Source organism: Stenotrophomonas sp. YAU14A_MKIMI4_1 (assembly GCF_003086855.1).
In the GTDB taxonomy this organism is placed as follows: domain Bacteria; phylum Pseudomonadota; class Gammaproteobacteria; order Xanthomonadales; family Xanthomonadaceae; genus Stenotrophomonas.
This window is the reverse complement of the sequence record NZ_CP025998.1, coordinates 1,463,863-1,486,591: the sequence shown is the minus strand read 5'-3', so window position 1 is coordinate 1,486,591 and position 22,729 is coordinate 1,463,863. Positions and strand designations below refer to the sequence as shown.

General features: G+C 68.0%; 19 protein-coding genes and 2 tRNA genes. 14 read left to right on the top strand and 7 right to left on the bottom strand.

All coding sequences use genetic code 11. From position 1 onward, the window contains the following. Positions 1-5 precede the first annotated feature (5 nt). The 8 genes from pstB to rnt all read left to right on the top strand — a co-directional run bounded on the left by pstB (position 6) and on the right by rnt (position 5,810). Positions 6-836, top strand: coding sequence for a phosphate ABC transporter ATP-binding protein PstB (gene pstB / locus C1931_RS06785; protein WP_108757682.1), 831 nt, complete (start codon positions 6-8; stop codon positions 834-836). A gap of 65 nt (positions 837-901) precedes the next feature. Next, positions 902-1,609 carry a phosphate signaling complex protein PhoU gene (gene phoU, locus C1931_RS06780; protein ID WP_108752631.1) on the top strand — a complete coding sequence of 236 codons (708 nt, stop codon included), beginning with the start codon at positions 902-904 and terminating at the stop codon, positions 1,607-1,609. A gap of 478 nt (positions 1,610-2,087) precedes the next feature. After that, positions 2,088-2,444 carry a hypothetical protein gene (locus C1931_RS06775; protein ID WP_108755801.1) on the top strand — a complete coding sequence of 119 codons (357 nt, stop codon included), beginning with the start codon at positions 2,088-2,090 and terminating at the stop codon, positions 2,442-2,444. Continuing rightward, the gene (locus tag C1931_RS06770) at positions 2,431-3,306 is read left to right on the top strand and encodes a DUF692 domain-containing protein (RefSeq protein WP_108755800.1); all 876 of its coding nucleotides are present in this window, start codon (positions 2,431-2,433) and stop codon (positions 3,304-3,306) included. The genes C1931_RS06775 and C1931_RS06770 overlap by 14 nt, the downstream gene beginning before the upstream one ends. After that, positions 3,299-4,054 carry a putative DNA-binding domain-containing protein gene (locus C1931_RS06765; protein WP_108757681.1) on the top strand — a complete coding sequence of 252 codons (756 nt, stop codon included), beginning with the start codon at positions 3,299-3,301 and terminating at the stop codon, positions 4,052-4,054. Before C1931_RS06770 ends, C1931_RS06765 begins: the two co-directional genes overlap by 8 nt. Before the next feature lie 21 nt (positions 4,055-4,075). Further along, the gene (locus C1931_RS06760) at positions 4,076-4,576 is read left to right on the top strand and encodes a DoxX family protein (RefSeq protein ID WP_108755799.1); all 501 of its coding nucleotides are present in this window, start codon (positions 4,076-4,078) and stop codon (positions 4,574-4,576) included. A 196-nt stretch (positions 4,577-4,772) separates the two neighbouring features. Beyond that, a complete protein-coding gene (locus tag C1931_RS06755; RefSeq protein WP_108755798.1) occupies positions 4,773-5,090 on the top strand; it encodes an RcnB family protein in 318 nt (105 codons plus the stop codon). 135 nt (positions 5,091-5,225) lie between these two features. After that, entirely contained in the window at positions 5,226-5,810 is a 585-nt protein-coding gene (gene rnt / locus C1931_RS06750) for a ribonuclease T (RefSeq protein ID WP_012510544.1), read from the top strand. Positions 5,811-6,098: 288 nt separating this feature from the next. Here the strand turns inward: rnt and C1931_RS06745 are convergent, their stop codons facing one another. From C1931_RS06745 to C1931_RS06735, 3 genes are all read right to left on the bottom strand, one after another. Beyond that, entirely contained in the window at positions 6,099-9,125 is a 3,027-nt protein-coding gene (locus C1931_RS06745; RefSeq protein ID WP_108755797.1) for a ligand-binding sensor domain-containing diguanylate cyclase, read from the bottom strand. Positions 9,126-9,392: 267 nt separating this feature from the next. Continuing rightward, positions 9,393-10,793 (bottom strand): ATP-binding protein, encoded by a 1,401-nt coding sequence (locus C1931_RS06740; protein ID WP_108755796.1) that lies wholly within the window; start codon positions 10,791-10,793, stop codon positions 9,393-9,395. A 5-nt stretch (positions 10,794-10,798) separates the two neighbouring features. Then, entirely contained in the window at positions 10,799-11,527 is a 729-nt protein-coding gene (locus C1931_RS06735; protein ID WP_108752624.1) for a response regulator, read from the bottom strand. 204 nt (positions 11,528-11,731) lie between these two features. On the opposite strand from C1931_RS06735, the gene C1931_RS06730 reads away from it, so the two are divergent. Genes C1931_RS06730 through C1931_RS06720 form a run of 3 tightly spaced genes read left to right on the top strand, consistent with a single transcriptional unit; the run spans position 11,732 to position 16,370 of the window. Continuing rightward, positions 11,732-12,976, top strand: coding sequence for an efflux RND transporter periplasmic adaptor subunit (locus C1931_RS06730; protein ID WP_108755795.1), 1,245 nt, complete (start codon positions 11,732-11,734; stop codon positions 12,974-12,976). Then, positions 12,973-14,931 carry a MacB family efflux pump subunit gene (locus C1931_RS06725; protein ID WP_108755794.1) on the top strand — a complete coding sequence of 653 codons (1,959 nt, stop codon included), beginning with the start codon at positions 12,973-12,975 and terminating at the stop codon, positions 14,929-14,931. The genes C1931_RS06730 and C1931_RS06725 overlap by 4 nt, the downstream gene beginning before the upstream one ends. Next, on the top strand, positions 14,928-16,370 hold the full coding sequence (locus tag C1931_RS06720) for a TolC family protein (RefSeq protein ID WP_108755793.1): 1,443 nt from the start codon (positions 14,928-14,930) through the stop codon (positions 16,368-16,370). Before C1931_RS06725 ends, C1931_RS06720 begins: the two co-directional genes overlap by 4 nt. Positions 16,371-16,462: 92 nt before the next feature. Here the strand turns inward: C1931_RS06720 and rlmB are convergent, their stop codons facing one another. From rlmB to rnr, 3 genes are all read right to left on the bottom strand, one after another. Continuing rightward, a complete protein-coding gene (rlmB, locus tag C1931_RS06715; protein ID WP_107230358.1) occupies positions 16,463-17,206 on the bottom strand; it encodes a 23S rRNA (guanosine(2251)-2'-O)-methyltransferase RlmB in 744 nt (247 codons plus the stop codon). 93 nt (positions 17,207-17,299) lie between these two features. Next, positions 17,300-17,794 carry a GFA family protein gene (locus C1931_RS06710; RefSeq protein ID WP_108755792.1) on the bottom strand — a complete coding sequence of 165 codons (495 nt, stop codon included), beginning with the start codon at positions 17,792-17,794 and terminating at the stop codon, positions 17,300-17,302. A 123-nt stretch (positions 17,795-17,917) separates the two neighbouring features. Further along, complete coding sequence (gene rnr, locus C1931_RS06705; protein ID WP_108755791.1) at positions 17,918-20,383, bottom strand: ribonuclease R; 2,466 nt, start codon at positions 20,381-20,383, stop codon at positions 17,918-17,920. Positions 20,384-20,511: 128 nt separating this feature from the next. On the opposite strand from rnr, the gene C1931_RS06700 reads away from it, so the two are divergent. Together C1931_RS06700 and C1931_RS06695 are read left to right on the top strand one after the other, a co-directional pair. Further along, positions 20,512-20,596, top strand: a tRNA-Leu gene (locus C1931_RS06700). A 163-nt stretch (positions 20,597-20,759) separates the two neighbouring features. Then, positions 20,760-20,844, top strand: a tRNA-Leu gene (locus tag C1931_RS06695). Positions 20,845-20,947: 103 nt separating this feature from the next. On the opposite strand, the gene C1931_RS06690 is transcribed toward C1931_RS06695, so the two are convergent. Then, positions 20,948-21,694 carry a sulfite exporter TauE/SafE family protein gene (locus C1931_RS06690; protein ID WP_108755790.1) on the bottom strand — a complete coding sequence of 249 codons (747 nt, stop codon included), beginning with the start codon at positions 21,692-21,694 and terminating at the stop codon, positions 20,948-20,950. 98 nt (positions 21,695-21,792) lie between these two features. Here C1931_RS06690 and C1931_RS06685 point away from each other — a divergent pair, with 98 nt between their 5' ends. Next, positions 21,793-22,686, top strand: coding sequence for a LysR substrate-binding domain-containing protein (locus C1931_RS06685; RefSeq protein ID WP_108755789.1), 894 nt, complete (start codon positions 21,793-21,795; stop codon positions 22,684-22,686). The last annotated feature ends 43 nt before the right edge of the window (positions 22,687-22,729 follow it).

Below are 22,729 nucleotides of genomic sequence, written 5' to 3'. Positions count from 1 at the left end.
CCGCCATGAACGACCTTTCCAACGCCGTGCCGATGCAGCGCATCGCCGTGCCGTCCTCGCACGAGAGCCTGCACACGCCGGCTCCGGTCAAGCTTGCCGCGCGCGGACTGGACTTCTACTACGACAAGTTCCATGCCCTGAAGGGCATCAACTTGGAAATTCCGGAAAAGCGCGTGACCGCGCTGATCGGTCCTTCCGGCTGCGGCAAGTCGACCCTGCTGCGCATCTTCAACCGCATCTACGCGCTGTACCCGAAGCTGGAAGCGCGCGGTGAAGTGCTGCTGGACGGCGAGAACATCCTGTCGCCGAAGTACCCGATGAACCGCCTGCGCAGCAAGGTCGGCATGGTGTTTCAGAAGCCGGTGCCGTTCCCGATGACCATTTTCGAGAACGTGGCCTACGGCATCCGCCACCACGAAAAGCTGAGCAAGGCCGACATGGCCGACCGCGTGGAACAGGCCCTGCGCCAGGGCGCGCTGTGGGACGAAGTGAAGGACAAGCTGAACCAGAGCGCGTTGGGCCTGTCCGGCGGCCAGCAGCAGCGTCTGTGCATCGCCCGTGCCGTGGCCCTGCGCCCGTCGGTGCTGCTGCTGGACGAACCGACCTCGGCGCTGGACCCGATCTCCACCAGCCGCATCGAACAGCTGGTGGAAGAACTCAAGCACGAGTACACCATCGTCATCGTCACCCACAACATGCAGCAGGCCGCGCGTGTGTCCGACTACACCGCCTTCATGTACCTGGGCGACCTGATCGAACACGACCGCACCGAAGTGATCTTCTCGCAGCCGTCGCAGCGGCAGACCGAGGACTACATCACCGGTCGTTTTGGCTGATCGACGCCGCTCCTTCGCCATATGTCCCAGCCAGGCATGGCCTGGCTCTACCCGGATTGCAGACCATGAATCTTCCCAACGACCATATCGTCAAGAGCTACGACGAAGAGCAGCAGCGCCTGGTGGCCGAAATCGTGCGCATGGGCGAGATGGCCGTCGCCCAGCTCGAAGCGTCGATGGACGTGATCGAGAAGCGCGATGAGAACGCCGCCCATCGCATCATCGCCAACGATGAAGCCATCGATGCACTGGAACAGCAGATCAGCCACGACGTGATGCGCCTGGCCCTGCGTGGCCCGATGGCCCGCGACCTGCGCGAGATCCTGGCCGGCCTGCGCATTCCGGCCGACATCGAGCGCATTGGCGACTACGCCGCCAACGTGGCCAAGCGTTCCATCGCGCTGGGCAAGGTGCCGCCGCTGCCGCAGATCCAGGGCCTGCGTGCGCTGGGCCGCCTGGCCGCGCAGCAGGTGCGCCGCGCCATCGCCGCCTACCGCGACAACGATGCCGACGCTGCGCTGGAACTGCGCCAGGACGACGCCCGCCTGGACGCGCAGTACACCGCGCTGTTCCGCGAGCTGCTGACCTACATGATGGAAGACCCGCGCAACATCACCCCGTGCACCCACCTGCTGTTCATGGCCAAGAATCTGGAGCGCGTGGGCGACCACGCCACCAACATCGCCGAGAACGTGTGGTTCCTGGTGCATGGCGAACAGCCGCTGCCGCCGCGTGAAAAGCGCGACGAGACTTCCAGCACCGACGCAATCTGATCCCGCAGTGCAACACTGAAGTGGGGTCCAAGGCGCCGCTGTCGATGTGACAGCGGCTTTTTTTTGCGGGTTTCCCGGCGGCCCATCCACGCATGGCGTGGATCTACTGCCGCACGCGCCATGCGTGGATGCCCCGTGCCCCACCCCGCCATGCGTGGATGCCCCGCGCCTCACCGCCCGGTAGATCCACGCCATGCGTGGATGCCCCGCGCCCCAGCCGCCCGGTAGATCCACGCCATGCGTGGATGCCCCGCGCCCCACCACGCCTTGCGTGGATGGCCCGTGCCCCACCCCGCCATGCGTGGATGAGGGGTCAGCACCCTTTCCTGCGGAAAGGGATCCGACCCCGACCTCGCGCGCGGGTGGATCCACGCCACTCCTCACGAAAATTTTAGCTTTCGGCGAAGATTCCTTGAGTAGGATCGCTGCACCATCGTTTCACCCCGGGCAGCCGCCCACCACCCAAGGAGTACGACCGATGAGCAGTTCCAACAAGACCCTGTCCCTGCTGACCGCCACTGCCCTGGCCGCAGGCCTGGGCGTGACTGCCAGTGCTTCGGCCCTGAGCATGACCGACCTTGCCCAGGGCTATCTGGTGGCCGTCCAGGCGGCCAAATCCGGCGATGCCAAGGCCACCGACGCCAAGGCCGCCGATGCCGCCAAGCACGCCGAGGGCAAGTGCGGCGCGGACGGCAAGAGCGCCGAAGGCAAGTGCGGCGGTGACAAGGGCAAGGCCGCTGCCGGTACCGCCGCCGACAGCAAGGCCAAGACCGAGGCCGGCAAGAAGGCCGCCGAAGGCAAGTGCGGCGAAGGCAAGTGCGGTGGCAAGCACTGACGCTGCGGCCAGCGTCGTCCACCCACGGTTGCCGCTGCCCGCGGCAGCCGTCGGGTTGGGCCTGCGGCGGGCGCTGCTGCAGGACCTGCGCAATGCCCCGGCCGGCGATTTCGATTTCCTGGAGTGCGCGCCGGAAAACTGGATCAACGTGGGTGGTCCTGCCGGCGAGGCGTTGGATGAACTGGCCCGGCGCCATCCACTGAGCTGCCACGGCCTGTCGTTGTCGCTGGGTGGCAGTGCTGCGCTGGACAGCCAGCTGCTGCTGCAGGTCGGCCGTTTTCTCGAGCGCCACCGCGTGCCGCTGTACAGCGAGCACCTGAGCTACTGCAGCGACGAAGGCCAGTTGTACGACCTGCTGCCGATTCCCTTCACCGATGAAGCCGTGCGCCATACCGCCGCCCGCATTGCCCGCGTGCAGGACATCCTGGGCCGCCGCATCGCGGTGGAAAACGTGTCCTATTACCTGGCCCCGCAGCCGGCGATGGATGAGCTGGCCTTCACCAACGCCGTGCTGGCCGAGGTCGACTGCGACCTTCTGCTGGACGTCAACAACGTGTACGTCAATGCCTGCAACCATGGCTACGATGCCGACGCGTTCATCGCAGGCCTGCCGGCGCAGCGCATCGTCTGCCTGCACGTGGCCGGCCACCTGGACGAGGCCCCGGACCTGAAGATCGATACCCACGGCAGCGCGGTGATCGACCCGGTGTGGGCGCTGCTGGAACGCAGCTATGCCCGCTTCGGCCCGCGCCCCACCCTGCTCGAGCGCGACTTCAACTTCCCGCCCTATGCCGAACTGCAGGGCGAACTGCACACCATCCGCCGCCTGCAGGCCAGCCATGCGGGAGCTGCCCGTGGCTGACGCTCCAACCACCCTGCGCGGGCAGCAGCACGCGTTCACCGCGCACCTGCGCGACCCGCAGCACGTGCCCGCGCCCGCCGACCTGGATCCGCGACGGGTGGCGGTGTACCAGCGGCTGCTGTTCAACAACCTGCTGGGCCTGCTCGGCAATGGCTTCCCGGTCTGCGTGCGCCTGCTCGGCGAACCGGCCTGGGCCGACCTGGTCCGGCACTACTTCGCCCACCATCACGCGCGCACGCCGCTGTTCACCGCGGTGGCGGCCGAGTTCGTGCAATGGCTGCAGGCACAGCCGCAGCTGCCCCATCCCGCGCTGGCCGAGCTGGCGCACTACGAATGGGTGGAAACCGAGCTTTACCAGCGCGCAGCCGACCCGCTGCCTCCGGCCAGCGGCATTGACCCGATGCAGGTGCCGCTGCGCTGTTCGGCGCTGGCCTGGCCGCTGCTGTACGCCTGGCCGGTGCACCGGCTGGGTAGCGATGATGCCCCTGCCGAAGTGCCCGCCGAACCTACCGGGCTGCTGGTCCGCCGCGATGCCGACGGCGTGGTGCGCTTTGCCCAGCTCAGTCCGTTGGCCGCGCACCTGCTGATGCGGATCGCCGAGGCGCCAGGCGCGACCGGCCAGCAGCACCTGCAGCAGCTGGCCGGCCTGCACCAGCTCGACGCCGGTGCATTGATCGAACCTGGCACCCACCTGCTGCAGCAGTTCCTGCAGGCCGGCGTGATCGGCCCGTTGCCCACCGTGGCCTGACCCGCCCAAGGAGATTCCCCGATGAAAACCTCGCCCCTGGCTGCCCTGCGCGGCCAGCTGGACCGCTGCGGCCCGTGGTTGGCCCCGCTGGGCCTGCGCCTGCTGCTGGCCTGGGAGTATTTCGAATCCGGCCGCGAGAAGCTGCAGGGCCAGAACTGGTTCGCCGAGCTGCAGCAGGCCTTCCCGTTTCCGTTCGACCAGCTGCCGGCCAGCGTGAACTGGCAGCTGGCGACCTGGTTTGAACTGGTCGGCGCGGCCTGCCTGCTTTTCGGCCTTGGCACCCGCTTCGCCGCGGCCAGCCTGCTGGTGCTGACCGCGGTTGCCACCTACGCCGTGCACTGGCCAATGCACTGGAATTCCCTGGCAGACCTGGCCATGGGCTATGCGATCAGCGACCAGGGCTTTGGCAACTTCAAACTGCCGGTGCTGTTCATGGCCATGCTGCTGCCGCTGCTGTTCAGCGGTGCGGGACGGTTGAGCCTGGATGCGTGGATGGCACGCTGGAGCGCTGCAGATCGGTAGGTGCCAACCTTGGTTGGCACGCGGTGTGCCAACCAAGGTTGGCACCTACCGGAATCCGGGTCGGCCAGGTCGCACACGTTACACGCCGATACGCACCGAAACCGCAGAAACGGCCGATTTAATCGCCTATTCATGAAAAAAATCCGATGCTGGATCCGTGGCCTCGACCACCACGTCCTTCCCCCGGAGTTGCCCCATGAAGCGCCTGATTGCCGCCACCCTTTCGCTGACCCTGCTGGCCACCGCCATCTCGCCCGCCATGGCCGCCCCCTACGGCGCCGGTGGCCGCGACGACCACCATGGCCACAAGGATCACCACGACGACCGTCGCGATCCGCCGCGTCGCGGCCACAAGCTCGCCCACGACCATCGCGGTGAATACGTGCGCGATTACCGCCACCATGGCCTGCGTGCCCCGGCCCGCGGCCAGGAATGGCGCAAGGTGGACGGCCGCTACGTGCTGATTGCCGTGGCCACCGGCGTCATCGCCGACGTCGTGCTGGCACGTCGCTGACCTGTCTGCAGCGCGCCGGTCACGCACTGCGTGGCCGGGCGCTCAGGGTCGCTCTGCTAGAATCCGCGCATGAATGACCCCACCCCCGCACCTGACGCCGCCCCCGTTTCCGTAGCACCGCCGGCGCAGCGCGCGATGTCGCAACGCTTCCGCGGCTTCCTGCCGGTGGTGGTGGACGTGGAAACCGGCGGCTTCGACAGCCAGCGCAATGCGCTGCTGGAAATCGCCGCGGTGCCGATCGAGATGGACGAGAACGGCCTGCTCTACCCCGGCCAGACCGCCAGCGCGCACGTGGTTCCCGCCGAAGGCCTGGAGATCGATCCGAAGTCGCTGGAAGTGACCGGCATCATCCTGGACCACCCGTTCCGCCTGGCCAAGGAAGAAAAGGCCGCGCTGGACCACATCTTCACCCCGGTGCGCGCAGCGATGAAGAAGTACGGTTGCCAGCGCGCGATCCTGGTGGGCCACAACGCGCATTTCGACCTCGGCTTCGTCAACGCCGCGGTGGCCCGCACCGGCCACAAGCGCAACCCGTTCCATCCCTTCAGCGTGTTCGACACCGTTACCCTGGCCGGCATCGCCTACGGTCAGACCGTGCTGGCACGCGCGGCCAATGCCGCCGGGCTGGGCTGGGATGCCAACGAAGCGCACAGCGCGGTGTACGACACCGAACAGACCGCACGGCTGTTCTGCACCATCGCCAACGCCTGGCCGCGATAAACAGCCAACGGCGGCGCCCCTCGCGGCGCGCGCGGCAGCGCTTGGGCTGGGCCGGGCGGGTGGACTGCGCAGGGGACGCTGCAAGTACGTCCCTGTAAGCTCGGTCGCCGCATCCATGCGGCTCACGCCCCTGCGCAGCCCACCCGCCCGGCCACGGACAGTTTCCTGTGCCCGCCACGGAAACATCAGAAAAACAAAGTGCAGTAGATCCACGCCATGCGTGGATGAATGCATCGGTCGTGCGGACCAACGGTCCGCACCCACCGCCCACCGGGCTGTGGATGGGCATCAACCGATGCTGGTGCGGTCGCGGCCGTCGCTCTTGGCGCGGTACAGCGCGCGGTCGGCGCGCTGGTACAGCAGGGCCGGCGTGCGGTCGTCCGCCGCCAGTTCCACCAGGCCGGCACTGAAGGTCACCCGCAGCGCGGGCACGCCTGCCCAGTCGGCATGGTCGTGGAACAGGCCGCGCAGGCGCGCGCACAGCTGCGCGGCTTCTTCCAGCCGGGTGTCGTTGAGCAGCAGCGCGAACTCTTCGCCACCGGTACGCGCCGGCAGGTCGGAATCGCGGCTGGCCGCGGCGATCAACTGCGCCACTTCCACCAGCACGGCATCACCGATGCTGTGGCTGTAGGTGTCGTTCACGTCCTTGAAGTGGTCGATGTCCAGCACCACCAGGCACATCGGGTGGCCGCTGCGCTGGGCACGGGCGAAGTCACGCGCGAGCGTTTCATCGAAACCACGGCGGTTGGCCAGGCCGGTCAGCGCATCTTCGCGCGCCTGCCGTTCGAATGCTTCGGCCTGCCGCGCCAGGCGCTCGGCCAGCTCGGTCTTTTCCTGGTTCAGCGCCTGCAGGTGCACGGTCTGCGCCTGCAGGTCGAAGGTAGCCTCATCCACGCGCTGGGCCAGGCGCAGGTTGCTGGTGCGGTAACGCTGCAGCAGGAACCGGTACAGGGCCACCAGCCCGGCGATCAGCAGCAGCGCGATCAGTGCCTGCACGCTGTGCCGCTGCCACCAGAACGGCTGCACGCTGAAGCTCCAGACCGCTTCCTGCTGGCCCCAGGCGCCGCCGGGATGCGCGGCCGATACATGCAGGGTGTAATCGCCCGGCGGCAGGCCGATGAATTCCACGCTGCGCTGGGCACCGCGTTCCACCCAGCCATGGTCCAGCCCTTCCAGCCGCGTGCGGTAGCGGATGCGGTCGGACATCAGGTAGCTCAGGCCAACGAAGCTGACCGCCAGCCGGCGCCCGCCCGGAATGGAATTGTGGTCGGTGCCTTCCCAGTGCACCGGCACGCCATCCACCTGCACGCTTTCGATGGCGGCAGGCGGCGCCGGGCGCTCGCGGAAGCGCTGCAGGCGTTGCGGGTCGACCGTGCTCAGGCCGCCGGCGGTCACCACCCAGAAGGTGCCGTCCTGGCGCAGGATCGCCGACGGACCGGAACTACCATTGGCCTGCGCGTTGGCCATGCCATCGATCTCGTTGTAACGCTCCACCGACACCCGCGGTGCGCGCCCATCGGCCACCGCGTTGAGGGTGGCCATGTCGGTCCGCAGCACGCCGCGGTTGCTGCTTACCCAGACATTGCCCAGGCGGTCGGGCACCAGCTGGAACACCGTATCCACCGGCATGCCCTGTTCCAGCCCCACGCGCGACAGGCGCCCGCCCTGCCAGCGGTACAGGCCGCGGTCGCTGCTGATCCACATGGCCTCGCCGATCTGGCGGAAGCCGAACACACTGCGGCCGCCGCCCAGCGCGGTCAGGTCGATGCGCTGCACCTTGCCGCCGCGCAGTACATGGATGCCTTCGATCGTGCCGATCCACAGGTTGCCCTGGTGGTCGTGCTCCAGCGCCGTGATCAGGCCGCTGGGCATGCCCGGCACGCGTGACACCTGCACCTGGCTGCCGTCGATGGAGACCACGCCCTTCTGCGTGCCGGCCCACACCACGCCGTCGGCGCCCACGCTGATCGCGCGGATGTTGCCGCCGGGCATGCCGTCGGCCGCATCGTAGTTGTGCCGCAGCTGGCCCTGCGCATCCAGCCGGTACACGCCGTCGCCAAAGGTTCCCACCCACAGGTCGCCGTCGGGCCCCTGCGCCAGACTCAGCACCGACGGCGCCTTGCCGCCGCGGTTGTGCAGCGGCATGGCACGGAAGTGCCCATCATCGGTCTGCACGTCCAGGCCACTGGCACTGCCCACCCACAGGCGGCGGTCGCGGTCCTCGAACACCGTGCGCACGTAATCGCCGCTCAGGCCATCGCGCTCGGTGTAGCTGCTGAACAAGGTTTCGCGCAGCCGGTACAGGCCGCCATTGGCGCCCACCCAGATGCTGCCTTCGGCATCCTCGCGCAGGCTGACCACGCGCCCGCCCGGCAGGTTCAGGCCGGCCGGCAGGCGCTCCATGCCGTGCGCGGAAATGCGCAGCAGCCCCTGGTTCTCGGTGCCCAGCCAGATATCGCCGTGGCGGTCCTGCAGCATGGCGGTCATGTGCAGCTGTCCGGGCAGGCGGTGCACCAGCACCAGGCGGTCATCTTCCACCCGGTACAGGCGCTCACCGGCCACGATCCACAGCGCGCCATCGGGCGCCCGGTACGGCCAGGACAGGCCACTGCCCACGCCCCAGCCCGGCGGCGCGCGCTTCATGTCGCCGTCTGTGTCGCGCAGCAGCAGGCCGTCCAGCGTGCCGATCCACACCCGGTCCTGGGCGTCCACCACCAGCTTGGTGAAGCTCATCGCCACCGGCAGGCCCGGCGGCGGGGTCTCGAACACCATGCCGCCGTCGGGGGTCAGGTAGCCCAGGCCCTTGCCTTCGTACAGCAGCCACAGGCGGCCCTGGCTGTCCATCTGCATGGCCTGGATCAGCACCTGCGGGCTGTTCGGCCCGTGTTCCCAGACCCGCCAGCGGCCATCGCTGGAGCGGTAGCTGACGTTGCCGCGCGAATCGCTGATCCACAGGCCGCCCTGCCGATCGACGTAGAGCGCGCCGATGCCATTGTCCGGCAGCCCCGGTCGGGTGCTGCGGTCGAAGACGGTGAAATCCAGCCCGTTGTAGCGCACCAGCCCTTCCCAGGTGGCGAACCACAGGTGCCCTTCCGGGGTCTGCGCGATGTCGCGCAGCGAGTTGTGCGGCAGCCCGTTGCGCGAGGTCCACACGTCGATGGCGTAATCGCGCAGCGGCGGCGCGCCCTCCTGGGCCGCGGCCAGTGGCGGCGCCAGGGCCAGCAACAGGCACAGCAGCGCCCACCGCAGCAGCGGTGCGATCCAGGTTCCCGGGTGGCGCCCCGCCAGGCGCCTGCCAGCCCCCTTTCCGCCCATTACCGCAGGGGCAAGGGCCAGGTGCGGTTACCCGGGCGGGCAACGGGCAGCAACGGGGTCAGCTGGGCGGCACGGGGCCGCACGCCGGCACGAACGGGCTGGGTCATCGGTCAAGCGCTGGGAAGTTGACGCGAATGATAGGGCAAACACCCCCTTCGGCGTCACCGCAGCCCCGGCGCCTGGGATGGGAGCATGGGGTCAGATCCGTTTTTCCTGCGGAAAACGGCTCTGACCCCGGGCGCAATGTCATCCACGCATGGCGTGGATCTACGGGCGCGCCTGGGTGCTGGCCGGCCAGTGCACCACGGCCTCCAGGCCGCCGGCCGGCCGGTTGCGCAGCCACAGGCGGCCGCCATCCTTTTCGGCCAGGGCACGGGCGATGGTCAGGCCCAGCCCGGCGCCGCCGGTTTCGCGCGAACGCGACGTCTCCACCCGCACGAACGGGTCGAACACCGCTTCCAGCTGCTCGTCGGCCAGGCCGGGGCCATCGTCGGCCACCACCACGGTGATGCCCTCATGATCGCGTTCCACCCTTACCCGCACCCGCTGCGCGTACATCACCGCGTTGTCCACCAGGTTGGAGAACAACCGGTGCATGGCCAGCGGGCGCAGCATCAGCACCGCCCCGCTGCGGCCCTGGAAGGCCACGTCGGCACCGCCCTCGGCGGTGTCTTCAACAATGCTTTCCAGCAGCGAATCCAGGTCCAGGGCGGCGCGCTGCTCGGAACTCTCGGCACTGCGCGCCAGTTCCAGGCCTTCGCGCACCAGCGCCTGCATGGCGGCCAGGTCGCCGATCAGGCGTTCGCGCAGGGCTTCGTCGCCCACGTTTTCCAGGCGCAGGCGCAGCCGGGTCAGCGGCGTCTGCAGGTCGTGGGTGATCGCCGCCAGCATCTGCGTGCGCTCGGCCAGGTGCCGCTGCAGGCGTTGCTGCATGGCGTTGAAGGCCTCAGCGGCGCGCTGCACCTCGCGCGGGCCGCGCAGCGGCAGCGGTGCACGCTGCAGATCGTCGCCCAGTTCTTCGGCAGCCGACGCCAGTTCCTGCAGCGGCTTGCTGGACATGCGCGCCACGATATAGGCCAGCACGCCGATGGCCAGCACCAGCAGGGTCAGGAACAACGGATCGACCGCCAGGATGCCGTTGTGCGCCACGGCCGGCGAATCCAGCGCCAGCTTCAGCAGGGTGCCGTCGCTCAGCGTCACATCCACCGCCCGGCACTTGGGCGGAATGAAGGACGGATCGCGCTCGCGCGGCGGACGCCGATGGCCATTCGGCGGCGGCGGTGGCGGCAGGAATTCCTGCAGGCGGGGAATGCAGGAACGGAACGAGGTGAAGTGCACATGCGCGCGCGCCACCGGTCCGGCGCGGTCATCGAGCACCTGCATCAACGCGGTGTCCTGCCGCCCCAGGCGCGCATCCGGCGGCAACGAACGCACGCTCGGCCCGCCGGTCTCCAGCAGGCGCTCGCGCAGCTCCGGGTTGCCGTCGAGCATGTTTACGTAGCCCTGCAGGCGATCGGCCACGCGGTTCAGGTTCTGCCGCTCGAATTCCTGCTGGCGCTTCGAAGAGGCCAGCATGGTCGCACCGATCGCGGCCACCGCCATGCCCAGCAGCAGGATCACGAACAGCCGTCCCACCATTGAGGACAGGAAATGGCGCAGGCGCTGCATCGGGGTTATTCCATCTGCACCGACGAGGCCAGCACGTAGCCTTCGTTGCGCACGGTCTTGATCAGACCATCGGGGCCGCCATCATCGGCCAGCTTGTTGCGCAGGCGGCTGACCTGCAGGTCGATCGCACGGTCCTGCGCTTCATAGTTGCGGCCACTGCTCAGCGCCACCAGCTGTTCGCGCGACAGCACCTTGTTGGCATGGGCGATGAACACACGCAGCAGGCGGAATTCGGCGCCGGACAGCACCACCACGCGGCCGTCGGGGTCCACCAGGTGGCGGTGTTCCAGGTCGAACACCCAGCGCGAGAATCGCGCGCGGCGCACCGCCAGCGGCTCCAGGTTGGCCGGCAACGCTTCGGTCCGGCGCAGCACGTTGCGGATGCGGGCCAGCAGCTCGCGCGGTTCAAACGGCTTGGCCAGATAATCGTCGGCGCCCATTTCCAGGCCCAGCACGCGGTCGATCGGCTCGGCACGCGCGGTCAGCATGATCACCGGCGTGTTCGACCGTGCGCGCAGGTCGCGGCACAGGGTCAGCCCGTCTTCGCGCGGCAGGTTCAGGTCCAGCACGATCAGGTCCACGTGCTCGCGGTCCAGCAGCTGGCGCATGCTGGTGCCGTCGGCGGCGGTGCTGACCAGATAGCCGGCCTTGCCCAGCTGTTCGGCCAGCAGGGTGCGGATGTCGTTGTCGTCGTCGACGATCAGCAGTCGATGCATCGGGGTTTCGGTCTCCATGTGGCGATTTTCCCGTGTCGGGAGCTGAACCGCATCCTGGCCATTGCGTAGCACTGTATCCACGGCGGGGCCGGATACCTGTGGTTACGCACTCTGCCCGACAGTGTTACATACAGACACACCCCGAGGATTGAGCGCGGCCTCGTCGGCTCTTCACAATGCCTGCCAACGCCGCCCCGCGGCCCCCAGAGTGAAGCCCCCGACGTGATCTCCCGCCTGTTGCCCGCGACCCGCAAAGGTCGCCTGATGCTGATCGCCGTGCTTGTCCTGGTCGTTGCCGTGGCCGCCTGGTGGCTGCTGCGCAAGCCGGCCGCACCGGCCCTGGCCACCACTGCGGTCAGCCGTGGCGATATCGAACAGACCGTGGAAGCCACCGGGGTGATCGATGCCTACAAGCTGGTCAGCGTGGGTGCCCAGGCCTCGGGCCAGATCAAATCGCTGAAGGTGCAGCTGGGCGACACGGTGAAGGAAGGTGACCTGATTGCCGAGATCGATGCCACCACCCAGCAGAACCAGGTGCTCAATGCCCAGGCATCGCTGGACCAGGTGATCGCCCAGCGCGCCGTGCAGCAGGCCACCCTGCGCCAGGCCGAACTGGATTTCGCCCGGCAGAAGCAGATGCTGGCCGCCGAAGCGACCTCCCGCCAGGAATACGATGCCGCCGAAGCCACGCTGAAGACCGCCCGCGCGCAGCTGCAATCCTACGAGGCGCAGATCAAGGGGCGCGAAACCGAACTGGGTACCGCCCGCGCCAACCTGGCCTACACCCGCATCACCGCGCCGATGGATGGCACCGTGGTGGCCGTGGTGGCCGAAGAAGGCCGCACCGTGAACGCCAACCAGACCGCGCCGACCATCGTGATGCTGGCGCGGCTGGACGTGGTGACCGTGAACGCCGAAGTGTCCGAGGCCGATGTGGTGAAGATCAAGGCCGGCATGCCGGTGTACTTCACCACCCTGGGCGATCCGGACCGCAAGTACCACGCCACGCTGCGGCAGATCAATCCGGCGCCGTCGTCCATCGCCAATGAAAGCTCGTCCAGCTCCAGCAGTTCGTCCAGTTCCAGCTCCAGCAGCGCGGTGTACTACAACGCCCTGTTCGACGTGGAAAACCCCGACGGCACCCTGCGCATCGACATGACCGCGCAGGTCTCGGTGCTGTTGAACCAGGCCAAGGGCGCGCTGCTGGTTCCGGCCGTGGCGCTGGGCCCGAAGACCCGCGATGGCCAGCGCATGGTGCGGGTGGTGGGCGAAAACGGCCAGCCGCAACCGCGCAAGGTGAAGGTGGGCATCAGCAACGGTGCCAGCGCGCAGATCCTGTCCGGGCTGGAAGAAGGCGAACGCGTGGTGGTGGGTGAAGCCAGCGCCGCAGCGGCCAGCAGTGGCAGCAGCAACCGCAGCGGCGGCATGCGCATGGGCCCGCCCGGTGGCATGGGGCCGCGCCGATGAACCACGGCGCCCCCCTGCTGCGCCTGCGTGACCTGCGCCGCGAGTTTCCCGCCGGCGACGAGATGATCGCCGTGCTGCGCGATGTCAACGTGGATATCCATGCCGGTGAAATGGTGGCCATCGTCGGCCAGTCCGGTTCGGGCAAGTCCACCCTGATGAACATCCTGGGCTGCCTGGACCGTCCCACCCGCGGCAGCTACCAGGTGGCCGGCCGCGAGACCGGCAACATGGAACCGGATGCGCTGGCCGAACTGCGCCGCGAACATTTCGGCTTCATCTTCCAGCGCTACCACCTGCTGGGCGACCTGGACGCGCGCGGCAACGTGGAAGTGCCGGCCGTCTACGCCGGCAGCCCCGGCCCGGTGCGCAACGCCCGTGCAGAACAACTGCTGCAGCGCCTGGGCCTGGGCGACCGCATGCACCACAAGCCCGGCCAGCTGTCCGGTGGCCAGCAGCAGCGCGTGTCGATCGCCCGCGCCCTGATGAACGGTGGCGAGGTGATCCTGGCCGACGAACCGACCGGCGCACTGGACACGAAATCCGGCGAAGAAGTGATGGCGATCCTGGGCGAGCTGCATGCCGAAGGCCACACCATCATCATCGTCACCCACGACATGAGCGTGGCCGAGCACGCCCAGCGCATCATCGAGATCCGCGACGGTGAAATCATCGCCGACCGCGCCAACCCGAAGGCGCCCAGCCATCGGGCACAGCGCGAAGCGAGCATCGGCGTGGCCCGCGGCAGCAACTGGCGCGCCGCACGCGACCGCTTCACCGAAGCGTTCCGCATGGCCCTGCTGGCCATGAACGCGCACCGCCTGCGTACCTTCCTGACCATGCTCGGCATCATCATCGGCATCGCCTCGGTGGTTTCGGTGGTGGCCCTGGGCAACGGTTCGCAGCAGCAGATCCTGCAGAACATCAGCGCGCTGGGCACCAACACCATCGACGTCTACCCCGGTCGCGGCTTTGGTGACATGCGCTCGGCGCGGGTGCAGACCCTGAAGGCCACCGACGCCGATGCACTGGCAACGCAGAGCTACGTGGACAGCGCCACCCCCAGCGTGTCGACCTCGGTTACCGCGCGCTATCGCAACCAGTCGGCCACCGCGCAGATCAGTGGCGTGGGCGACCAGTACTTCCGGGTGAAGGGCATCACCCTGCTCAGCGGCAGCTTCTTCGACACCGATGCGGTGAAGGGCCTGGCGCAGGAAGCGGTGATCGACGAGAACACCAGGACCCAGTTCTTCCCCGACAGCGACCCGGTCGGCCAGGTGATCCTGCTCGGCAACGTGCCGGTTCGCGTAGTGGGCGTGGCCAAGAAGCAGAGTTTCGGCTTCGGCGGCAGCACCAGCCTGGGCGTGTTCGTGCCCTACACCACGGTGATGTCGCGCATGCTGGGGCAGAGCCACGTGTCCAGCATCACCGTGCGGGTGAATGACGAAACGCCGATGGATGCCGCGCAGGAGGCCATCACCCGCCTGCTGACGCTGCGCCATGGCACCGAGGATTTCTTCCTGAGCAACAGCGCGGAAATCCGCGAGACCATCGAGCAGACCACCCGCACCATGACCCTGCTGATCGGCGCCATCGCCGCTATTGCACTGCTGGTGGGCGGCATCGGGGTGATGAACATCATGCTGGTGTCGGTGACCGAGCGCACCCGCGAGATCGGCGTGCGCATGGCCGTGGGCGCGCGGCAGAGCGACATCCGCCAGCAGTTCCTGATCGAAGCAGTGCTGGTCTGCCTGCTCGGTGGCCTGCTCGGCGTGGGCCTGGCACTGCTGCTGGGCGCGCTGATCGGACGCTTCTCCAGTGATTTCCAGGTGCTGTTCTCCACCGCCTCGATCGTGGCCGCGTTCGCCTGCTCCACCCTGATCGGCGTGGCCTTTGGATTCCTGCCGGCACGCAGTGCCGCCCAGCTCGACCCGGTGGAGGCACTGGCCCGCGAATGAAGATGATGATGACCCGACTGCCCTTCCCTGCCCCCACCCGCCTGCTGCTGGCTGGCGCCGTGCTGCTGGCCCTGTCCGGCTGCGCATCGGTGGGCCGCTACCCCACCCAGGATCCCGAAGTGGCTGCCACCTGGGGCCGCGGCGATGCCACCCTCAACGCGCCCGCCGACGACCCGCGCAGCAGCCTGGATACGCCCAGCCGCGATATCCGCCAGGACACCTGGTGGCAGGGGTTCGGCGATGGACGCCTGGACCGGCTGGTGGCACGCGCACTGCAGGCCAACAGTGACCTGGGCGCTGCCGGGTTGGCCGTGCAGCGCGCGCGCCTTCAGGCCGGGCTGGCCAGCAATGCGCTGTGGCCGCAGCCGTCCTCGTCGGGCGTGAGTGGCAGCGGCAGCCGCGCCACCAACCAGGCCGACGACTGGAGCCGCAGCTATTCCACCGGCGTGTCGCTGGGCTGGGAAATCGACCTGTGGGGACGCCTGCGCACGCAGCGCGACATCGCCCGCTGGGAAGCCCAGGCCAGCGAGGAGGACCGGCAGAACACCGCGCTGCTGGTGATCGGCGACACCATCACCCAGTACTGGACCCTGGCCTATCTGAACCAGTCCATCGGCAGCGGCCAGGCCAACCTGGAGCGCCTGCAGCGCACCCGCGACCTGGTGCAGGCGCGCTTCGACGCCGGTGCGGTATCGCGGCTGGAAGTACGCCAGGCAGAGCAGAACCTGCAGTCGCAGCGCTCGGCGCAGAGCGCGCTGGAACAGCAGCGGGTGGAAGTACGCAATGCGCTGACCGTGCTGCTGGACGGCACGCCGTGGCCGCAGCAGGACGAGCCGCAGAACCTGGACGATGCACGCAGCCCTACCATTGCCGAAGGCCTGCCAGCCGATCTGCTGGGCCGCCGCCCCGACCTGCGCGCAGCCGAGCTGCGCCTGCGCAACAGCCTGAAGACGATCAAGGTGACGGCCACCCAGTACTACCCGGCGCTCAGCCTGACCGGCAGCGTGGGTTCCAGCGCCACGTCACTGGGTGATGTGCTGCGCAACCCGGTAGCCACCCTGGGCGCGGGCCTGTCACTGCCGTTCCTGAACCTGCAGCGGGCACAGCTGGATACCGACATTGCCGGCACCGCCTACCAGATCGACGCCACCAACTTCCGCAAGACGCTGTACACCGCGCTGTCTGAAGTGGACAACGCGCTGTCGGCGCGCGAACAGCTGGCACGCCAGGTCGAAGCCTCGCAGGCCTCGTACGACCAGGCGGTGGAAGTGGAACGCGCGCAGGAAGTGCGCTACCGGGTGGGTGCCACCGATCTGCGCACCTGGCTGGAAGCACAGCAGACCCGGCGCGATGCCGAACTGTCGCTGGCGCGCGTGCGGCAGAGCCAGTTGAACAACGACGTCACCCTGTTCAAGGCATTGGGCGGCAGCGCGGGGTAAGGGGGTCGGACCCCTCTCGCAGAGAGGGCTCTGACCCCACTGTGCCGAGGGGTCAGAGCCCTTTTCCATGGAAAAGGGATCCGACCCCGCGCTCAACCGCGCTGGCGCACGGCCTCGAACAGGCTCACGCCGGCGGCCACCGACACGTTCAGGCTCTCGATCTCGCCCGGCATCGGAATCTTCACCAGGCCATCGCAGTTCTCGCGGGTCAGGCGGCGCAGGCCGTCGGCCTCACCGCCCAGCACCAGCGCGATGTTGCCCTTCAGGTCCAGGTCGTACAGCGAAGCGGTGGCTTCACCGGCCAGGCCGTAGATCCACACGCCCTGCTTCTGCAGGTCCTTCAGGCAGCGCGACAGGTTGGTCACCGCCACCACCGGAATGCGGTCGGCGGCGCCGGCCGAGGTCTTGCGCACGGTGGCGTTCACCGTGGCCGACTTGTCCTTGGGGATGATGACCGCCGTGGCACCGGACGCTGCCGCCGAGCGCAGGCAGGCGCCCAGGTTGTGCGGGTCCTGCACCTCGTCCAGCACCAGCAGCAGGGCCTTGCCCTCGGCGGCGGTCACCAGGCCTTCCAGCTCGTTCTCGCTGTAGGTGCGGGCAGCGGCGTAACGCGCGGCCACGCCCTGGTGGCGCACCGAACCGCCCACGCCGTCCAGCGCCTGGCTGTTGACCTTGCGCACGTCGATGCCCTTGCGGCGGGCGTTCTCTTCGATTTCGGTCAGGCGCGGGTTCTTCGCACCGGCCTCGACCAGCACTTCGCGGACGTTGTCGGCGTCGTTCTCGATGGAGGAGGCGACGGCGTTGACGCCGACAATCCACTGGCTGTTCTTGCTCATGCGGGCGGGGACCGGAAAGGGGGTGGCTATGGTAGAGCATCGGCGGCGGCCGCGCTGCGTGCCCGCCGGGCATGGCCCGGCGCTACCCGCCGTTCATCCTTCGGCTGAACGGCTGCGCGCGGGCCAGTGCGGGGTGTCGTGGTCGGGGTGCTGGTGGGACACGATCGTGGCAAGGAACTCCAGCGCGGCCACGTCCTCCTCGGTGCGCCGCGCCGGCAACCGGGCCAGATCATCCACGAAGGGCAGCTTGCGCTCGGCCCCGTACTGGATGGTCGGTGGCAACCGCTCGGGCTGATCGAACGCCCCGGCCGCCACCGCCATGCCATCGGGCGCTTCGTAGGTGAGCGGCGTGCCGCAGTCGGCGCAGAACCCGCGCTGCACCACGTTGGAGGACTGGAAATGCCGCGGCTGCCCACGGGTCCAGGCGAACTGCACGCCACGCACCGAGACCAGCGGCGCGTAGTAGGCACCGAAGGCTTTCTGGCACATGCGGCAATGGCAGATCGAGCTGTCGGTCAGTTCGCCGCGAACCTGGAAGCGGATCGCGCCGCATTGGCAGCCGCCGCTGTATTCGGGATGGCCCTGCATGGTGGGTTCCTCGGAAACATCGTGCCAACCAAGGTTGGCACCTACCGGGTGAGGGATGTGCCAACCAAGGTTGGCACCTACCGGGTGAAGTGGGTGCCGACCGTTGGTCGGCACACCTTACCTTCAATATTTCTCTTTCTTGCGCTTGGCCGGCTTGCCGCGCTCGGGCAACGGCGGCAGGCCGTCACCTTCGTCCTCGCCCTTGTGCTCGACCAGGCGGAAGTCGATCTTGCGTTCTTCCATGCTGGCCTTCAGCACCAGGATGCGCACGCGGTCACCCAGCCGGTAGCTGGCGCCACGGCGCTCGCCGCTCAGCGTTTTCCGGGTCGCGTCGAACTTGTAGTAGTCCTGCGGCAGCTGGGTCACGTGGACCAGGCCCTGCACCTTGGAATCGTCCAGTTCCACGAACAGGCCGAAGCTGGTCACGCCGCTGATCACGCCGTCGAACTGGCCGCCCACGTGCTTTTCCATCCACGCCGCGCGATAACGCTCGTCCACTTCGCGCTCGGCCTCGTCGGCACGGCGCTCTCGCTCGGAGCACTGCAGGGCCAGCGCAGCCATCTCGCGGGCGTTGTAGGTGAAGGTGTCCAGCGGCTTGCCGGACAGCGCGTGCTTGATCGCACGGTGCACCAGCAGATCGGGGTAGCGGCGGATCGGCGAGGTGAAGTGCGCGTACGCCTCCAGCGCCAGGCCGAAGTGACCCTGGTTGTCCGGGCTGTAGATGGCCAGGCTCTGGCTGCGCAACAGCACCGATTCCAGCAGCGTGGCATCGGGACGATCGCGGATCTTCTTCAGCAGCTTGGTGTAGTCGCCCGGGCGCACCTTCGACCACGGCGGCAGGCTCAGCTTGAACTCCTTGAGGAATTCCAGCAGGTCGGCGTACTTGGTTTCCGGCGGCTTTTCGTGAATGCGGTACGGCGCCGGCACGTGGCGCGACAACAGGTATTTGGCCGCCTCCACGTTGGCGGCGATCATGCATTCCTCGATCAGCTTGTGCGCATCGTTGCGCACCAGCATGCCGGCCTGGGTCACTTCGCCGCGGTTGTCCAGCACGAAGCGCACTTCGCTGCTTTCGAACTCGATGGCACCGCGCTTGGCACGCGCCTTGGCCAGCACCTTGTACAGCTGGTGCAGGCGCTGCACCTGCGGCAGCAGTTCGCCCATCCAGGCCTTGGTATCGGCATCGTCCTCGCCCACCGCCTTCCACACCTGGGTGTAGGTCAGGCGCGCGTGCGAGTTCATCACTGCTTCGTAGAAGCGCGAGTGGGTGACCCCGCCGTCACGGTCGATCTGCATGTCGCAGACGAAGCACATGCGGTCGACCTTGGGCATCAGCGAGCAGATGCCGTTGGACAACGTCTCCGGCAGCATCGGCACCACGAAGCCCGGGAAATACACCGACGTGGCGCGCTTCTGCGCTTCCTCGTCCAGCGGCGTGCCGGGGCGCACGTAGTTGGACACATCGGCGATGGCCACCACCAGGCGGAAGCCGTCGGCATTCGGTTCGCAGTACACCGCGTCATCGAAGTCCTTGGCGTCCTCGCCGTCGATGGTGACCAGCGGCGTGCTGCGCAGATCGACGCGGTTGCCGATCATCGCCGGCTCGACCACCAGCGGCACCGAGGCGGCTTCGTCCAGCACTTCCTGCGGGAACTCGAACGGCAGTTCATGGCCGTGGATGGCCGTTTCCACCACCAGCGAGGCAGTCAGCTTGTCGCCCAGCACGGCGATGATGCGGCCGATCGGCGGGCGGCGGCTGTCCGGTGCCTGGGTCAGTTCGCAGACCACCAGTTGGCCATCGCGCGCACCACCGGTCTGGTCCGGCGGCACCTGCACGTTGCGCTGGATCCGCTTGTCATCGGGCACCACGTAGTTGATGCCCATTTCAATGCTGAAGCGACCGATCAGGCGGGTCATGCCGCGCTCAAGCACGCGGGCGATGCTGCCTTCGCGGCGGCCGCGGTGGTCGATGCCGGTCACCCGCGCCAGCACCTTGTCACCGTGCATGACCTTGCGCATCTCATAAGGCGGCAGGAACAGATCGTCGCCGCCCTCGACCGGGCGCAGGAAGCCGAACCCTTCCGGGTTGGCGATCACCACGCCGGTGACCAGGTTCAGCGTCTGGATCGGCGCGAAGCCGCCGCGGCGGTTCTGCACCAGCTGACCATCGCGCACCATCGCGCCCAGCCGGCGCGACAGCGCCTCGGCACGGTCGGCGGCGGTCAGCCCGAGGCGCGCGCCCAGTTCTTCAGCGGTCTGCGGCCCTTCGCAACGTTCCAGCAGCGCCAGGATTGCCTCGCGGCTGGCAATGGGTTGTTCGTATTTTTCTGCTTCGCGGGCCGCATAGGGATCGTCGATCACCTTGCCGGCCGGCGGCAGCTTGCGGCCCGGGGCCGGGCCCGGGGCGGCGCCATCGGCGCTGCGGCCCTTGCGGCCGCGCGGCGGTGCACCGCCTTCATTCAATTCCGGGAACCAGCCCGGCAACGGCTTGCCCGGCTTGGTGGTGCGGGCTGCGCCCGCCTTGGCACCCTTGGTCGGGGCCTGGCTGCGGGACTTGCTCCCGCCCTTGCTTGGTTTTTTGGTAGTCATCGCCCTACATGGTAGCCGTTGCAGGCGTGCACAGCGGGTCAGCGGCCACCTTTGCAGGCGGGCGTGAAATTTTTGCGCGAAAGCGTTGACAGCCTGCCGATTCATCTTCACAATTGCGCCTCTGGAACGCCCAGGTGGCGGAATTGGTAGACGCACTAGTTTCAGGTACTAGCGGGTAAAACCGTGGAGGTTCGAGTCCTCTCCTGGGCACCAACGAAAAAACTCCTCGCTTCGGCGGGGATTTTTTTTGCCCGTAATCCGGCAATGGGGTCGGATCCCTTTCCAAAGGAAAGGGCTCTGACCCCGACGTCCGACCCCGGCGCTGCAAAAGGTGTTGACACCCCCGTAACAACACCCCATAATCTCGCTCCTCGGCGCCCAGGTGGCGGAATTGGTAGACGCACTAGTTTCAGGTACTAGCGGGTAAAACCGTGGAGGTTCGAGTCCTCTCCTGGGCACCACGTCGAGAATGAAAAAGACCCGCGAAAGCGGGTTTTTTCATGCCCGCGATCCGGGCAACAGACACGCACCACGGTAGCGCCGGGCCATGCCCGGCGAACGTCATCAAAGCAACGGCCGCAGCACCAGCTCCAGCCCCAGCAGCAACAGGAACCCCAGGAAGCACGCACGGAACACCCGTGCACTGATGCGCTGCCGGATCACCTGCCCCAGCCACATGCCCGCCAGCGCCGGCAGCACCGCCAACGCACTCATGCCCAGCTGCTGCACGCCAAAGGCGCCATGCAGCACCAGGCCCGTGGTCAGCGAAATCGTCGATACGGTGAACGCCAGGCCCAGCGCCTGCACCAGTTCATCGCGCTGCAGGCCCAGCGACTGCAGGTAAGGCACGGCCGGCATCACGAATACGCCGGTGGCGCCGGTCACCACGCCGGAAATCGCGCCGACCAGCGGCCCCAGCCAGCGCTCGCGCCGCTGCGGTACATGGAATACCGGCGCAACCAGTGCGTACAGCGCGTAGACCACCAACGCCACGCCCAGCGCCATGCGCGAAAGATCGCGGTCCACCCGCACCAGCAGCGCCGCCGAACCCAGCGTCACCACCACCACCGCCAGCATCATCGGCCACAGCCGCCGCACGGTATGGCCCAGCGATGGGCCGGACAACAACTGCCAGGCATTGGTCACGAAGGTGGGAATGAACAGCATCGACGCGGCCGCCACCGGCGACAGCGCGCCGCCCAACAAGCCCATCGCCACCGTCGGCAGCCCCATGCCGGTCACGCCCTTGACCACGCCGGCCAGCACGAACACCACCACCAGCAACCCATAGAAGTACATCGTCTCGTTCATGCCGCCATTGGAGCGGCCGCGGCAACGGCGCACAATGCGGCTTTGCGGCCCCACCCTTCGGACCAGCCGAAGGCAGCCGCCCTGCCGAGGTCATTCCCATGCGACTGGACATTGCCGATCTGCGCCTGTTCCTGGCCGTCGCCGACGCGGGCAGCATCACCGCCGGTGCGGCACAGGCCAACCTGGCCCTGGCATCGGCCAGTGAACGCCTGCGCGCCATCGAAGCCGATGCCGGCAGCACGCTGCTGGACCGGCATCCACGCGGGGTAAGCCTGACCGAAGCCGGTGCCGCCCTCGCCCACCATGCGCGACTGATCGTGCAGCAGCAGACGCAGCTGCGCGGCGAGCTGCAGGCATTCGCACAGGGCGCGCGCGGCACCCTGCACCTGTATGCCAATACCGCTGCGCTGACCAACTACCTGCCCGCGCGCCTGGCACCGTGGCTGGCCCAGCGGCCGCGGCTGCGGGTGGAACTGCACGAGCGCACCAGCAACGAGGTCGTTCGCGCACTCCGCGCCGGACAGGCCGAGGCCGGCATCATCAGCGACGCCGTGCCGGCCGAGGGACTGCAGCGCCATGTGGTGGCCGAAGATCCGCTGGTGATGCTGCTGCCCGGCCACCACCGCTTCGCCCAGCGCCGCAGCGTGTCCTTCGCCGATGTGCTGGGTGAAACCTTCGTCGCGCTGGCCGACGGCAATGCCCTGCAGACCTACATCGAAGAGCTGGCCGCTGCGGCCGGTCGCGTGCTGGATGTGCGCATCCGCATGAAAACCTTCGAGGGCCTGTGCACGATGGTCGGCCACGGCATCGGCGTGGGCATCATGCCGCGCACGCTGGCCCGGCAGCACCGGCGCAGCACCGGCACCGTTGCCGTTCCACTGGAAGATGGCTGGGCGCAGCGCCGTCTCTGCGTGTGCATTGCCGACGCGCAGGCACTGTCGGCACCGATGCGCAGCCTGCTGCAGCACCTGGGCGTTCGCACTGAAAAATAAGTGTGAAATTGTGTTGACACATCGGCGGGCTTACCGCACAATT